At 57.0% G+C, this 14,094-nt stretch carries 13 protein-coding genes; 5 read left to right on the top strand and 8 right to left on the bottom strand.

The genetic code is table 11. The annotated features are described in order from the left end of the window. Positions 1 to 56: 56 nt before the first annotated feature. Positions 57 to 2,141: a tetratricopeptide repeat protein gene (locus tag H6G53_RS17070; protein ID WP_190535039.1), complete on the top strand. Its 2,085-nt coding sequence runs from the start codon at positions 57 to 59 to the stop codon at positions 2,139 to 2,141. A gap of 199 nt (positions 2,142 to 2,340) precedes the next feature. Continuing rightward, positions 2,341 to 3,021, top strand: a complete 681-nt coding sequence (locus H6G53_RS17065) for a DUF1361 domain-containing protein (protein WP_190529701.1) — start codon at positions 2,341 to 2,343, stop codon at positions 3,019 to 3,021. Positions 3,022 to 3,045: 24 nt separating this feature from the next. Here the strand turns inward: H6G53_RS17065 and H6G53_RS17060 are convergent, their stop codons facing one another. Beyond that, entirely contained in the window at positions 3,046 to 3,321 is a 276-nt protein-coding gene (locus tag H6G53_RS17060) for a YggT family protein (RefSeq protein ID WP_099532210.1), read from the bottom strand. A 339-nt stretch (positions 3,322 to 3,660) separates the two neighbouring features. Here H6G53_RS17060 and H6G53_RS17055 point away from each other — a divergent pair, with 339 nt between their 5' ends. Beyond that, positions 3,661 to 4,281, top strand: a complete 621-nt coding sequence (locus H6G53_RS17055) for a hypothetical protein (protein WP_190529703.1) — start codon at positions 3,661 to 3,663, stop codon at positions 4,279 to 4,281. Positions 4,282 to 4,318: 37 nt separating this feature from the next. Here the strand turns inward: H6G53_RS17055 and H6G53_RS17050 are convergent, their stop codons facing one another. The 3 genes from H6G53_RS17050 to H6G53_RS17040 all read right to left on the bottom strand — a co-directional run bounded on the left by H6G53_RS17050 (position 4,319) and on the right by H6G53_RS17040 (position 7,090). Beyond that, positions 4,319 to 5,392 (bottom strand): pentapeptide repeat-containing protein, encoded by a 1,074-nt coding sequence (locus H6G53_RS17050; protein WP_190535037.1) that lies wholly within the window; start codon positions 5,390 to 5,392, stop codon positions 4,319 to 4,321. Positions 5,393 to 5,569: 177 nt separating this feature from the next. After that, the gene (locus tag H6G53_RS17045; protein ID WP_190535034.1) at positions 5,570 to 6,742 is read right to left on the bottom strand and encodes an AI-2E family transporter; all 1,173 of its coding nucleotides are present in this window, start codon (positions 6,740 to 6,742) and stop codon (positions 5,570 to 5,572) included. Positions 6,743 to 6,889: 147 nt separating this feature from the next. Next, positions 6,890 to 7,090 carry a hypothetical protein gene (locus H6G53_RS17040; RefSeq protein ID WP_099532214.1) on the bottom strand — a complete coding sequence of 67 codons (201 nt, stop codon included), beginning with the start codon at positions 7,088 to 7,090 and terminating at the stop codon, positions 6,890 to 6,892. A 352-nt stretch (positions 7,091 to 7,442) separates the two neighbouring features. Here H6G53_RS17040 and H6G53_RS17035 point away from each other — a divergent pair, with 352 nt between their 5' ends. Continuing rightward, the gene (locus H6G53_RS17035) at positions 7,443 to 8,375 is read left to right on the top strand and encodes a class I SAM-dependent methyltransferase (RefSeq protein ID WP_190535032.1); all 933 of its coding nucleotides are present in this window, start codon (positions 7,443 to 7,445) and stop codon (positions 8,373 to 8,375) included. Here the strand turns inward: H6G53_RS17035 and H6G53_RS17030 are convergent. After that, a complete protein-coding gene (locus H6G53_RS17030) occupies positions 8,372 to 9,562 on the bottom strand; it encodes a glycosyltransferase family 4 protein (RefSeq protein WP_190535029.1) in 1,191 nt (396 codons plus the stop codon). The two genes, H6G53_RS17035 and H6G53_RS17030, sit on opposite strands and share 4 nt — an antisense overlap. A 131-nt stretch (positions 9,563 to 9,693) precedes the next feature. Between H6G53_RS17030 and H6G53_RS17025 the strand changes: the two genes are divergently transcribed. Beyond that, the gene (locus H6G53_RS17025) at positions 9,694 to 10,170 is read left to right on the top strand and encodes a YbjN domain-containing protein (protein ID WP_099532217.1); all 477 of its coding nucleotides are present in this window, start codon (positions 9,694 to 9,696) and stop codon (positions 10,168 to 10,170) included. Between the two features lie 12 nt (positions 10,171 to 10,182). Here the strand turns inward: H6G53_RS17025 and H6G53_RS17020 are convergent, their stop codons facing one another. From H6G53_RS17020 to H6G53_RS17010, 3 genes are all read right to left on the bottom strand, one after another. After that, positions 10,183 to 10,881 carry a prepilin-type N-terminal cleavage/methylation domain-containing protein gene (locus H6G53_RS17020; protein ID WP_190535026.1) on the bottom strand — a complete coding sequence of 233 codons (699 nt, stop codon included), beginning with the start codon at positions 10,879 to 10,881 and terminating at the stop codon, positions 10,183 to 10,185. 64 nt (positions 10,882 to 10,945) lie between these two features. After that, positions 10,946 to 11,686 carry a dihydrofolate reductase family protein gene (locus tag H6G53_RS17015; RefSeq protein ID WP_190535023.1) on the bottom strand — a complete coding sequence of 247 codons (741 nt, stop codon included), beginning with the start codon at positions 11,684 to 11,686 and terminating at the stop codon, positions 10,946 to 10,948. A 459-nt stretch (positions 11,687 to 12,145) separates the two neighbouring features. Continuing rightward, on the bottom strand, positions 12,146 to 14,026 hold the full coding sequence (locus tag H6G53_RS17010; protein WP_190535020.1) for a glycosyltransferase family 2 protein: 1,881 nt from the start codon (positions 14,024 to 14,026) through the stop codon (positions 12,146 to 12,148). Positions 14,027 to 14,094: the final 68 nt, after the last annotated feature.

Below are 14,094 nucleotides of genomic sequence, written 5' to 3'. Positions count from 1 at the left end.
CAGGCGTTTTCCGCAAGTTTTCTGCAAATTTCGCGCCCCCTTTCGATCGGTTGTTTATGAAGCGAGCTAGTTGGACAGGAGCCAAATCCCGCACCCGCGATCGCGCAGCCCGGGCCATGGCGATCGTGATGTTGGGCAGTTTGGCCACTCCCGGCGGTGGACTGGCGGCCACGGAAACGGTGGCCCAAGCCTTGCTCCAAGTTCAACCGGCCATCAGCGGCCCCAACCGCAGCTCTAGCCAGTCTTCGCCATCCTCCGCATCGATGCCCGTTGCCCAGGCGGCTCCCAATGAATCTCAACCGGCGAATGCTGGGCAAGATTCTGGGCAAGATTCTGGGCAAAACAATTCGGGCAATCAAGGCAATTCCAACAACGGTTCAAATAATAATTCTGATAGTAATAATTCCAATAGCCAGAATAATCAAAATAATCAGCCTAATAATTCAGGCAATTCAGGCAATACTCAAAACAATAATCAGAATAATAATCAAAACCAACAGAATAAAAAGCCCAAAAAACCCAAAAACGATCAACGGGCCTTCCAGCGCCGAATTGTGTTGTTGGGGGCGGCGGGAATTGGGGGGCTTGGTTTGTTGGGGGGCTTGGTTTGGTTTGTTCGCCAAGTTCGGAATAATGAGCATTTTGGTTGGGATGAAGCGGATGCGGAGTCAGAGGCGGATTTTGATCCTTTGGCGGATCCAGATGCCGTAGAGGGCTTGGAGGCGATCGACCCTTGGGGCGCTCCGTTGGCTTCGGCGGCGCGATCGACCCGGCCCCGGGATGTGGGCCCCACCCTCGATGCCCACAGTGCGGCAGCCCACAATGGTCAAAATGCCATGGCGCTGGAAACGGCCGCCCCGATCGACTCCAAGCCAGGATCCAAGTCGGAATCCAAACCAGAGTCAAAACCCCGTCGCCGGTTGTTTCCCTGGCAAAAACTAACCCCGGCAGCCGATTCCGAACTCTCTGCCGACCCTTCAGAGGCGGCGGCTCCGGCTCCTGCGGAATCCAAAGCGCCTGAACCGGCCACGCCTGCGCCCTTGCCCAATCCGGCGGCTAATGCGGCTGCGCCGAAAGCCGCACCCAATGCCACACCCAATGCCGCACCCAACCCGACGGCTCCTTTGCCCAGCCCAACGGCCCTTGCGCCTACTCGGGTAGTGCAACCGAGCCTGATTGAGCGGGCAATTCAAAATCTCCGCAGCGACAACGCGGCCGATCGCCGCAAGGCTATTTGGGAATTGGGACAACGGGGCGACTCTCGGGCCCTGCGTCCCCTGATGGATGTGTTGCTGAATGGGGATTCCAAGCAACGAAGCCTGTCGATCGCGGCTTTAACCTCGATCGGGTCGCGGGTGTTGGAACCCACCCTGGAGGCGATGGCCCTGGCCCTGCGGGATCCGAATCCGGAAGTGCGCACCAATGCGATTCGGGATTTAACGCAGGTTTATGAACAAGTGACTCGCCTCAGCCAAATGATGGGCATGGCGGCCCGCGACCCGGATCAACAGGTGCAACAGACTGCGAGTTGGGCCCTGGGCAAGTTGGAGCAAGTACGGGCGATCGCGGAAACGGTTCAAACCGGCGGCAGCAGCGCGTTTAATGCTTCATCTTTGACGGAATCGCCTCTGATGGCGGGCATTGCGCTGCTGGACAGTGACCAACCGGCGGAAGCGGCTCCCCTGCTGGAGGCGGCGATTCGGCAACATCCCAGCGATCCCGATGCCCATTTGGCTCTGGCGAAGGCCCTGGAGGCCCACGGCGCACAGGCCCAGGCCCTGCAAGCGGCGATCGCGGCGAGAGATCTTTACGCCTATCAAGGCCGTGGCGAAGCGGCTAAGGCGATTGAACAGACTTGGCAAGCAAGGGGGCTTGACCCGGATCAGGCGGCCTATCGGGTGGCCTGGGCTGGGGTGCTGATCCAACAGGAACAGTGGGACGAGGCAATGAAGGAACTGGAGCAGGCGATCGCCCATAATCCTCACGACCCGGAGCCACACCTGGTGCTTGCCCGTCTACGTCGATCTCAACACCGTTCTGCTGAGGCGATCGAGCATCTGAAACAGGCCCGAGATCTTTACTTGGCCTTGGGAGACCAACCGGCGGCCGATCGATTACAAACCCTGATTCAGTCTTCTTGATTGGTCTTCCCGAGAGGATTTGGGTCGGGTTTTGCTCGATTGAATTTGCCCGGTTTAGCTTGCCTGGTTGAATCTATCTGGTTGAATCTATCTGGTTAAATTTGCCCGGTTGAATCTGCCTGATGCAATCTGCCTGACTCAATCTGATCCGTTTTTAAACGCTTCTGATCTCACACGTTTCTGATCAAGGCGATCGGCTATGGAACCCCTTCTCAAAACATTGGCGCAGTGGCTGCGGATTACGATCGCACTCTGGGCCGATAACAGCTATTGGATGGCTTGGAATTTATTTTTGGCCATTGTCCCTTTGGGAATTGCCGCTTGGCTTTTTCGACACCGCCCCGCTCGATCGCCCCGATCGCCCCTATGGTGGGGGCTGGCGATCGTGTTCATTTTGTTTTTACCCAATGCGCCCTATGTCTTGACCGATTTGATTCATCTGGTCAATGACATTCGCTATCGCTACACGTCCCTTTGGGCCACGGTGATGATCGTGATTCCGCAATACGTTCTGTTTGTGGCCGTGGGCTTTGGGGCCTATGTTTGGTCGCTGGTGTGGCTGGATGGATGGCTCCGGGCGATCGGGCGCAGCCGCTGGATTCCGCTCATGGAACAGTTGCTCCATGGCCTGTCGGCGGTGGGGGTGTTTGTGGGTCGGTTTTGGCGCTTCAACAGTTGGGACTTGTTCACCCAGCCCCATACCCTGCTGGAGCGGATGGCCAATGACTTGGCGGCCCATCGTCCGGCCCTGGTGATTGGGTTGATTTGGGGCGTGTTGGCTGGTTTGTATGGGCTGCTGAAACCCTTCGCCATTGGCTATGGTCTCTATCGCCAGCAACAACACCAGCCCGATCGCCCCTCGTCTCCGGGCCAGCTTTGAGCCATTGGTGACCGGGCCCTTTGGCTACAAGGCCATCACAGCGCTGCTGACTAATTGGGACAGCAATTGCAGCGCCAAAATGGCCAGCATGGGCGAAAAATCTAAGCCACCCAGGGGGGGGATGATCGATCGAAACAGGTTCAGGTAAGGATCGGTTAACTGCCCCACCGTGGCAAAGGGCTGGGAGAACCAATCGATATTCGGAAACCAACTCAGCAGAATCCGAATGAAGATCACCAGCGTATAGATATTGACGAATTGCAGGATGGTGTTGGCCAGCAGGTTGATTGAAGTATCCATGGGCAAGTACCGGAAAAAAATCGCGCCTTCAAAGGCAGCAGCGCAAAAGTGCAACGCACATCATAGTAGGCATCATAGGCGCAAACACCCGTGGCGGGGCGATCGGGATCCTGTCCCGCTTTGAGGAGATAACCGATCGTCTCTCGGAATTGCCCCCAGGAATTACCCCCAGGAATTACCCCCAAGAATTACCCCCAGGAATTTAGAGGGCCCCCCTTGGCAGTGATCGGGATCCAGCTCTTAAGCTGGGAATAGCCCCTCAAGTTGGCCCCTCGATCGCGTCACCGAGGTGGCGGCAGTTGGTGACATGGGGCCCCAAGCGGAAACGCGGAGATATGAATGGACGATTGGAAAGATGATTGGGCCGGGAACTGGGCTAAGAATCTTGAACAGTGGTTGACTCCCATCGCCCGGGATTGGGAGCCGATCGCCCGGGAAGTGGAAGCCACGTTGGATGCAGTGATCATCACCATGGCCGAGTCGGTGGAATCAACCGTGACCCAGGTGGATCAATGGCTGACGGATTCGGCCCGGGAACTGGAGCAAACGGCCCTTGACCTTCAGGAGCAAGTGGAAACCCATTTGGCTGAACAGTGGGGAATTGAGGTCGATCGACTGTGCCAGGAGGTGGACGGGGCGATCGAACAGTGGGCCACCGAGGTGAACGATTGGTTAGCGCCCCTGTGGTCAGACTGGGCGGAAACCGGTTTTCCGGCCAATCCTTTCACCACCGAAGAACCGGAATCGGAGGGCGATCGGGCAGCTTTGGCCCCGCCGACCCTGAACCAATACGATGCGCTTTACGACCAACTCAACCCCAAAGTGCCGCCGGTTGACCGCCATGCCGCCTGTGTGGGCTGTCGTCACTACCATGGCCGGGTCTACAACGGCACGCTGCTGATCTGCGGGATGTATCCCTTTGGTTGGACGGAGGGTGCTTGTCCGGATTGGGAAGCTTAGGTGCAATTCCGGGACTGGGGGCAATCCTGACCCGTTTCTAGGGCGATCGCCTCAGATCCGCCGGAACGATCGCCCCATCCAGCTTGGCCCCCGTTAACCGCACCATCAGCCGCCCACCGACGGTCATTTTGGCATTGGTCAAATTGGCTCCCCGGAGGTCAGCCCCACTCAGGTCAGCCCCGATCAAGTCCGTGCCGCTCAGGTCGGCCCCGCTCAGGTTCGCTTGCAGCAGATTGGCCCGAAACAACCGGGCCCCGCTCAGGTTGGCCCCGCTCAGGTTCACGCGGTGCATAAAGGCATCCGTCAAATCAGCTCCCGCGAGGTCAGCCCCGCTGAGGTTTCGGCTCGCAAAATCCCGTTCCCGCAGGTTGGCCCCGCGCATCTTGGCTCCGCTCAAATCGGCAGCGGGACGAGGCGGCGGTTGATCTTGCCATTGGGGCGGCACGATCGGGGGGCGCGGTCGTCTTGGGGGTGGTTCGGGCGATCGATTGGCGGTCGTTTCCGCCGTGGGGTCACCGGGGGGATGGCTATTAAAGGGCGATCGGCGTGGTGTTTTCCAAGCGAACGGTTCCGGTTCGGGATGGATGCCTTGGCCAGGAACCGAACCCGTTGATGGGCCTTGGGTGCTGTATCCATAGGTGCTATATCCACCGGAACCATTGGCACTGGATCCATAGGCCCCCGCCTTGGGGGTTGATTGCCCATTGGCCCCAAATCCTTGAGCGGAGCCGTTATGGTTCGCGCCGTGGTTTGCGCTGTGATTCGCACCGTGGCTGGCACTATGGCTAGCCCCTTGGTGATGCACACCGGCATGGTATGGATTTTTGTGGTGATGGGCCGTCGATCGCCCGTGGGGTTGGGCGGTGGTTCGTTCCGTTGGGGCCCCGCTGTTGGGCCGCTGCCGAAAATGGGCCCGAAAAAAGCCCCGCGCTTCATTGAGCTGCTTCAGCTTCTCTTGGGCCTTGGCTTTCAAACGGGGATTGTCGTCTGGGATCCGATCAGGATGCCAAACGAAAGCCAGGTCTTTGTAAGCCTGGTTCACTTCCTCGGCTGAAGCGCCAGGTTCCAGTTCCAAAATTTGATAGTAGCGCCGACTGTCGCTAAAGGCCATGTAGCGCAAGCACTTGCCCCAACCATGAGCAAGTGGTGAGTTGTTGCCATTTTAGCCGGGTGGCTGCCATCGCGCGATCTGGGTTTCGCGGCGGTGGGGGATGATGGGCTGTTTTGATCAAAAATTCAACTCAACAATCCAAGGTGCTGTATGGGTCGCGATCGCCAATCATGTCGCTCAGGAGTCTGATGGCTCAGGAGTCTGAGAATCATCGCCGCCCACAGCCACGGCCGCCGGTAGCGCCTTTTCAGGGTCGGGGTCGATCGCTCCTTCGCGGCTCGATCGCAGCCAACGCGGCCCCTGATCCCAATGATCCAGCACATCCTCAACCAACAATGCCTGGAACCAAACTTGGGCCACCACGGTCAGCGGCAACGCCAACACCAGCCCCGTGAACCCAAAAAAGGTCGCAAAAAAGATTTGGGCAATCAGTGTCACGGCCGGTAACAGGGACACCTGCTTGGACATCACCATCGGCGTGAGCAAATTGGTTTCCAACTGCTGCACAATCACGTACCAACCCAGCACCAACAGGGACTTGAGCGGATCATCCAACAGCGCCACCAACATTGGCGGCAACACGCTCAACACCGGCCCCACATTGGGAATGAACGTCAGCAAACCCGCCAAAACCCCGTGGGCCAGGGCCAGCTTCACCCCCATCAAGGCCAACCCCGTGCCGCTGAGGACACCGATGATCGACATGTTCAACAAAATGCCCAGCAGCCAAGCATCGAGAGAATTACGGCAGCGATCGAGAATCGTGATCACCCGCCGCCGATAGAAGGAGGGAAAGAGCTGCACGAAGGCATTGCGATAGGGCAATGGATCGAACAGCATCATCAAGGCCAAGATGGTCACCAACAGCAGGTTGAAGAACCCGCCCAGGGTGCTGGCAAACAGGGCAAACCCACCCCGAAAGAGCGGATTAATGGCCGGTTGGGCCTGGGTGAGCAAACTGCGGAAGTCGGGGTTGGGGAGAACCGTTTGTAACCACTGGCCCAAGGGTTGTTGGGAAAGGTTGCTGAACCAGGTATCGAGGCGATCGAGCGCCACGGGAACCAACTCGGTCAGCTCCCGAAACTGAGCCGCAAAGGGGGGAACAACCAACAACATGGCCCCCAAGAAAAAAGCCACCAACAGCCCGATCGCCCCAAAAATTGCCTTGGTTCGATCTTGGAGCAGGTTGCGCCCCCGAAACTGGAGGGTGAGCAGGGCGCGGGCCAACCGGTCGATCGCAACGGCAATGGCGATCGCCCCAAAAATCATCAGCACCAACTGCCGCACAGCCCACAGCACATACAGGGCCGCAATAAAAACCAGTAAGCCTAACCAGCGTCCGAGGGTCATGAACCGAGCGTCCTGTGCGATTTCTTGTGCAATTTCCTGTGCAATTTCCCGTGTAACTGTCTGGGCGACTTGCGGGGTGATTTACGGGGCAGTTGTTGGGGTGATCTTATAGATGTTGGGGTGATTTACGGATGACTTACGGGCGATCTACGGGCGATCGGGTTTGCTCTGCTGCCACATCCAACCTGCCAAAATCAGCGATGGCAACAGGATCATGACCCAAGCCACCCAGTCTGGCGGCGTGCCGATCGATCCATAGGCAGTTAGCTTGATGGCCACCGACAGCACCACGGACAAGACCGCGACTTTCAGCACCATGCTCAAGGTTTCTGGGTTGGGCGATCGCATCAAGATTCAGGGTTTCTTCCCTGGGCGGCGGTTTTCGCAAATTCAGGCAGCATCATAGCTCACGGCTTGGGAAGCGACCAACTGCGCGATCGCCCTGTGCGATTCAGTCGTCCTGGTGGTGGGGCGATCGAACCGCAACCGTGAGGACTGATACAATATCCAAAAAATCCAAATCCGACCCTCAAAACTCAATCTTCAAAATTCAAAGAAATTCAAAAAACTTCCAAAAACTCAATTAGCCCCAAAGATTCCATCCCAAAGATTCCATCCCAAAGATTTCACCCTAAAAATTCCATCCCAAAGCTTTAACTCAAAAAAGCTTTAACCCAAATAACTATTGCCTGACCTTTCCATGACCGCCACTGCCTTTGTGAAACCCGGCCCCGCCTCGCGTTTGGTGAATGGGCTGCTGTCCATCAAACCCCTGGCTAATTTTGCTCGTAGCCGCGCCCGCAAGATGATGATTGAGCGGGCCGAAAGCATGGGCATTCCCTGGCGCAAGACGGCCGCTGAGTTGCAAAGTCGGGATTGGTCGGCGGAGCTGGCCCAGGTCAGCAACCCCAACCTCACCTATCCAGACTATTACCTCAATCCTTTCCACGCCTATCCTGAGGGGAATTTGGGCTGGGAGCCGGCCAGCGAGGTGGAAGTGGCGGCCTATTCGGTGCATTCCACCATTTTTGGCGAAAAAACCCCGGAAGGGGACGCAAAATTGCGGGCCGCTTACCATGATGTGCTGAAGGCCACGGTGGCGATCGAGCCTCGGGAGATTGTGGACTTGGGATGCAGCGTGGGGATGAGCACCTTTGCCTTGCAGCGAATTTATCCCCAAGCCCAACTGACGGGGGTGGATCTGTCGCCGAATTTCCTGGCGGTGGCCGCCTACAACACTCACCATTCCCCGATGAATCCCGATCGGGCCCAGCCCCGCTGGATTCATGCGGCAGCGGAAAACACCGGCTTACCGGCCGCGAGCTATGACTTAGTTTCGGCTTGCCTGCTATACCATGAGCTGCCCCAGACGGCGGCGATCGCGATTTTGCAAGAGGCCCGGCGGTTGCTGAAGCCCGGCGGCTATCTGGGAATTATGGACATGAACCCCAAATCCCAGATTTATGCCCAAATGCCGCCCTATATCCTGACCCTGCTCAAGAGTACGGAGCCGTTTTTGGATCAGTACTTTGCGCTGGATTTGGGCGAGGCGATCGAGCAAGCGGGCTTTGAGCTGATCACTGTCCAATCCACTACGGTGCGTCACCGGGCTTTGGTGGCTCGGGCGCACTAGGGTTGCTGGGCCACCAGGCTCAGGAGTTTATCCACGGCGTGATCCCAGGTGAACCGGCTTTGCACCCAAGCGGGGCCGGCCGCCCGGGCGGCCGTTTGCCATTGGGGGCGATCGAGCCAGGTTTCGAGACAATCAACCAGGGCATCGCAATCCGGCTCCCACATCCAAACGGTTTCGGAAACGCCATCCGGGTATTGAACGGGTTTCTCAATCAGTTGGCTGGCGATCGGGAGGGTGAAGGCGGGGTTGGTGAATTCATCGGTGGGCCCACCTTGGGTGCAAATGACCGGTAACCCACAGCCGATCGCTTCCAGCACGGGCAGGTTAAACCCCTCCGCGCGGTAGGGCGACACATAACCATCGGCCGCTTGATAAAGCTTGGCCATGTCTTGGTAGGACAAAAATTTGTTGAGATAAATCGTTCGATCGAGCAACCGTTGGGCCCGATCGGTCGGCAACAGCGATCGCACCTGATTCACCCAGGCGGCTCGCCCCCGATCGCGTCCATAAACCGCGTCATTGGCCTTCAAAACCCAGCGCAATTGGGGCGATCGCTCCATCACTGCCCCCAACGCCAAAATCAACAAATCGCCACCCTTGCGGGGAATCGTGCCCCCCACGTTCAGCAGGACTTGGCAACCCTCCCAACCCCAGGCCCGCCGCAGATCCGCCCGATCGGCCGCTGCCAAGGGGTGATAAATCTGGGGATCGACCCCATGGGGCAACACCACGACCCGATCGGGCGCTGCACCGCTGTGGATTAGCCCCTGTCGCGACCAGGCCGAAGGGGTGAGCACCACGGCTCCCCGATCGCCCCCGGCCGCCGCCCATTTGCCCGTTTTTTGGGCGCACCCCATCCATTGCCAATATTCATGGTGCAGCTTGCCAAATTCCGCCGTGGCAAACACAAACGATCGACGGGCGATCGGGTCTGGCTGCAATCGGTAGGGCGAATCGATCCGCAACAGTCCATCCACCGGGTCGCCATCGGGGGCCGGAATTTGGGCCAATCGACGCGATCGCTCCGGATCCAATTGCCCCGCGATCGGCTGCCAACCATGAGCCAACGGTTGCTCGCGATGAAACAGTTGCAGCCCCGATCGCTCCAGCAGCGCCAAACATTGGAACTGATTCACCGTTGTGTAGGAGTGGGGAGCCGACAGCCAACCTTCTACTAAAAACCGCATTGCCGATCTGCCCGCCACCACAACGCCATCAGTCCCCACTTTCGCTTGTTAAGATTAGGCCGAAACAAGAACGGACTCAACATCCTGTTGGCCACAGTCCTCAATTAATCCTTCTGAATTGATCTTGCTGAATGACTTTTAACCACCACTCGGCCAACAACAATCATCACATCCATTCATCGCAGGCCAAAATTATGAACGAAGAGCTAGTCACACCTGATAATGCTTCAAAAGCTCTGTTGCAATCCATCTTTGATGAAGCGCTGATGGATGTTTCGATCGATGACGATGGCGACATTCTGATTCAGGAAGAAATCAAGTGCTATGTGTTCCTGAGCGAGAACAAGGATCGGGTGCGATTGCTGACTCTTTTTGGCATTGCGGAAACGGCCACCCGCGCCCAATGTTTGGAGTGCGTGAATGCCATTAACAGTGAATATATTATGGTCAAGGCCTATATTGCTTCCGAAAAAACCTTGGCCATGGAATATGACATTTATCTCAAGGGCGGCGTTCCTAAAAAGACAATTGCCCTGACGGTCAAGCGTTTTTGCACCATTCCCCGTCGGGCTGTGAATGAAGAATATGCCCGTGATGTGGTTGAGTAGCTGAGTGGTTGCTTAGTCGTCACAACGATCATTGCGCCCGGCTCGCAGGGAACCCAGCAAGGTTTCCACATAAACACAGCTTCGATCGGTCAAATCAGGACGGCCTGCCATTTGGAAGGTAATGCGATTCCCAGCATTGTCGTCATTGCCTTTGTATTCCGCGCCGTCCTGAGAAGAAGCTAGCCAGCCGCGACCATTAAACTGCACCACATAACTCCCACCGTCGCGAGTGAAGTCTGATTTCCCGCCGTCGATCGCGGCATAGGTCGATGCTTCGGCTCCCAGGGGCCGCCAAACGGCTTTGCTGCATTTTGCGCCCACGGCGGGATGCACAGAATATTGAATGGCACGCTTGTCCTCTGGGTTGGTGCGAAAACAGGCTTCCCAGGGTCGTCGTTGTTGCCTGGCTTTGGATTGGGCCGATCGCAGGGCCCGAAACGCATCGTCTTGGGCGGCTCCGAGCCGTTGGCCATCTACCATCGACAGCCAAACGGGCGCGCTAATGGCCATCAGAATGGTCACCATCAACAGCACCACCAACAGTTCCAGCAAGGTAAAGCCCGATCGTGCGGTTGGTTGCGGGGTTGCCTGGCGATGGCGCAGGGTTTGGGCCAACAGCCAATGGATTGTTTGGCTCCGAGATTGGCTCCGAGATTGACTCAGAAATTGCAATAAACGATCGGGACGGGGACAACGGCGAGAGGCAGGCATAGGAAACCTCGGGTTCGGGGAAGGGCAACAAACAGCAGAACAAGAAGCAGAAACCCACCGGGCGCTAAGGTTCGGTGTCGCGCCGCTGGTAATGCAAGAACACTTCTTGGCCATGGGCTTCGGCACTGACCAAATTGAGCCACTGGGCCTCGTGAAGCGGCAAACCCACACCATCCATGGGCGTGGGGGCGGCGGCTCCACCCACCAACAGGGGGCAAACCGTCAGCCACAGGTGATCGATCGCTTTCATTGACAATAGGGAGCCGACCAAGTTCCCACCACCCAAGACGGCGAGCTGTTGGATTCCTTCCTGGGCCAGTTGGGCGAGAATTTCGGGCCATTGAAAATCCCGATCGCCCAACGGGCCGAGCAAGATCCGATCAAATCCATTGGCTGCTTTTGAATGGGGGGATGGATCCTCGGAATCTCCTGAGGCAGACCAGCGATCGAGCCATTGCCGAGATCCGGCTTCCGTGGTCAACAGCCATCGGGGCACGGCCTGGCGAAAGAAGCCATAGCCAGGGTCGATCGCCCCGGAGGCAGAACAGATAATTTGGGTGGGTTGCGGAGGTTTGCCCTGGTCAACTCGCCCCTGAATGAGTTCTGGACTCAGAACCGGCATGGCCAACCCTTCCGAGCGGAGGGTTCCGGCTCCCATCAACACCGCATCGGCTTGGGCCACTTGTTTTTCCAAATGCGCGCGATCGGCCGGACTGCCAAAGCGTCCCGGCGACCCATGCGCATCGCTGATTTTGCCGTCAGCGGTGATGGCAAACACCACCGTAATTTGGGGTCGATCGTTCACCCGCGTTCACCCAATGCCACAAAACAACCAATGCCACAGGACGGCCGCGATCGGGGCAGCCGCGATCGGGAGCCTGTCTGCAACCCTGTCTTCAGACCCTCATCGGCCACCGGGGCTTCGGGGCTGGCCCCTTTGAAGTGGAATTGAGGGGGCTGAGTCAGATCTCGCTGATCAGATTTTGCTGGTCAGATTTCGCTGATCAGATCTCTGTAGATCTCTCAGATCGGTCAGATCTCTAGGTACACCTTGCCCAAAATTACCCCGATCGGGATCAGATTGAGGGAAATTCTCCCGGCGATCGCCCCCATGGCTATCCTAGTAGCGTGGCTGCCTTAATTCGTTGGGCTGAAAGACGTGGCTGCTACCGTCACCTGATCGTTAAGCAGCAAGGGGCTTAAGCCCCTTGTTACCACGACTGGCTCCGGGACTTTGACCCAATGTATTAAGCCTGTCATGCTACTAGAGCGATCGGAACTGGTGGGTTTGGGTGTCGTAACAGCGTGATCGGGGTTTTTCGGGAATTTCCAACTCCTTCATGGCCCAATCTTGGCGCGTAATATCCAAATTGGGATTGAAGTAGGGATCGGTTGCTTGAATCATCGATTTCCAGCGTTTAAAAAACTTGGCGGAATCTTCCGGGTGTGGATCCCCTTCAAAGGTTTTGCCCCTTGTGTAGGATTCGTGGTGAACCAAGGTGGCATCGGCACAAAAAACCGCCCGATAACCCACTTCTCGGGCCCGCAAACACAGATCCACATCCCCAAACCCAACGGCCAAAGACTCGTCATAGCCACCAATTTTGGCGAAGGTATCGGCCCGCATCAGCAAACAAGCGGCCGTGACCGAGGACATTTCGCGACAGGAAATTAGAGCGCCAATATAGCCCGGTTCTGCCTCTCCAGAGGGCAAGGAATCCCGCATGAATTTGCCGAAATGTTCCGCCATCCCATGCATTCCCACACAAACGCCCGCATGTTGGATGTAGCAGCGATCGGGATAAAGCAACTTAGCGCCCACGATGCCAATGTCTGGTTTTTGGGCAAATTCTGCCATTCGCTCCAACCACCCATCCTCGATCGCCTCAATATCGTTATTGCAAAAGAGATAGTGGGTGAAATGCCCGGGCGGCAACTGGGCAACGGCCCAATTATTAATCGCTGAAAAATTAAAAGGGCCAGAATAATTTAAGACGCGATGTTGATCCTTAAGGGATCGAAAATAGCGAATGGATTTCGGATCATTGGAATCGTGATCGATCAAAACAATTTCGTAGGCGACCTGATGCACGGTTTTGGCAATGCTATCAATGCATTGTTTAACCAACTCTCCGCAATTTTTGGTCGGAATCACGATCGCGATGCGGATGGGGCCCTGGAGGGGATAGCGCACTCGGAAATAATTAAACCGAAATCCCGTTTGCACTTCACCCGGATCGCCCGATCGATCTAAATGTTCGCTTAAAACGGCCCGTGAAATCTCCAACACATCCGATCGCCGTTGATTGCCGGTGCTGGTCAGGTGTTGTCGCCACAGGTAAAGAATTTCGGGAATGTGGCTAATTCGTTTGGCCCGCTCACAGGCCCGCAAAATCAGGTCGTAGTCCTGGGAAACGGTCAAAAACTCCCGAAACCCGCCAATTTCCTGCAAGAGAGACTGCCGGAACCCCACCAAATGCACGATGTAGGGGTGTGATCGCAGCAACTCCAGCGAAAAGGCCGGCCGAAAAGCAAACTCGATCGGCTCGCCTTCGGGAGTCACCAGCACTTCATCGGAATAAAACAAGTCTGGATCATCGGCCAAGATAGTTTCCGCCACCCGCAGCAGGGCATGTTCCGGCAGTTGATCATCATGATCCATCAGCACCACAAAATCGCTGGTGGCCAAGGCCAAGGCCGAATTGGAGGCGGCGGAAATTCCCCCATTGCGATCGCGGTAGGTCACTTTGATTCGGGAATCCTCGGCCGCGAGTCGATCGAGCGTGGCCTTCACCTGGGGATCGGGCGATCGATCATCGGCAATGCACAGCTCCCAATGGGGATAAATTTGGGCCCGCACAGACTCGATCGCTTCCGTCAGCCAGCGCTCTGGCGTGTTGTAAACGGGCATGATGATCGAGATTTGGGGCGGATTTTCCAGGGCCGCCGCTCGATCGGCAAATCGCCGTCGATTCTCGGGCGACAGACCCCGGCGATATTGATCCCAAGCGGCCAGTTGGGCCCGTTCTCCCAACAGTCGCCGCCGGAGTTTGGTGCGCAATTTTTGGGCGATCGCCCCCAGGCCGCCTCGTTGCCACAACCGCCAAGCTCGTCCGGGCCAACTGGCCAACCGCGCAATCGCCATACCTGTTGATTAGCCCTATGCCGTGAGCAGTATATCGCTTCAGGGCCCGCCCAGAATGATGCCCCGAG

It is taken from the genome of Limnothrix sp. FACHB-406, assembly GCF_014698235.1.
Taxonomy (GTDB): Bacteria; Cyanobacteriota; Cyanobacteriia; order CACIAM-69d; family CACIAM-69d; genus CACIAM-69d.
This window is presented reverse-complemented; position numbering and strand designations above follow the sequence as displayed.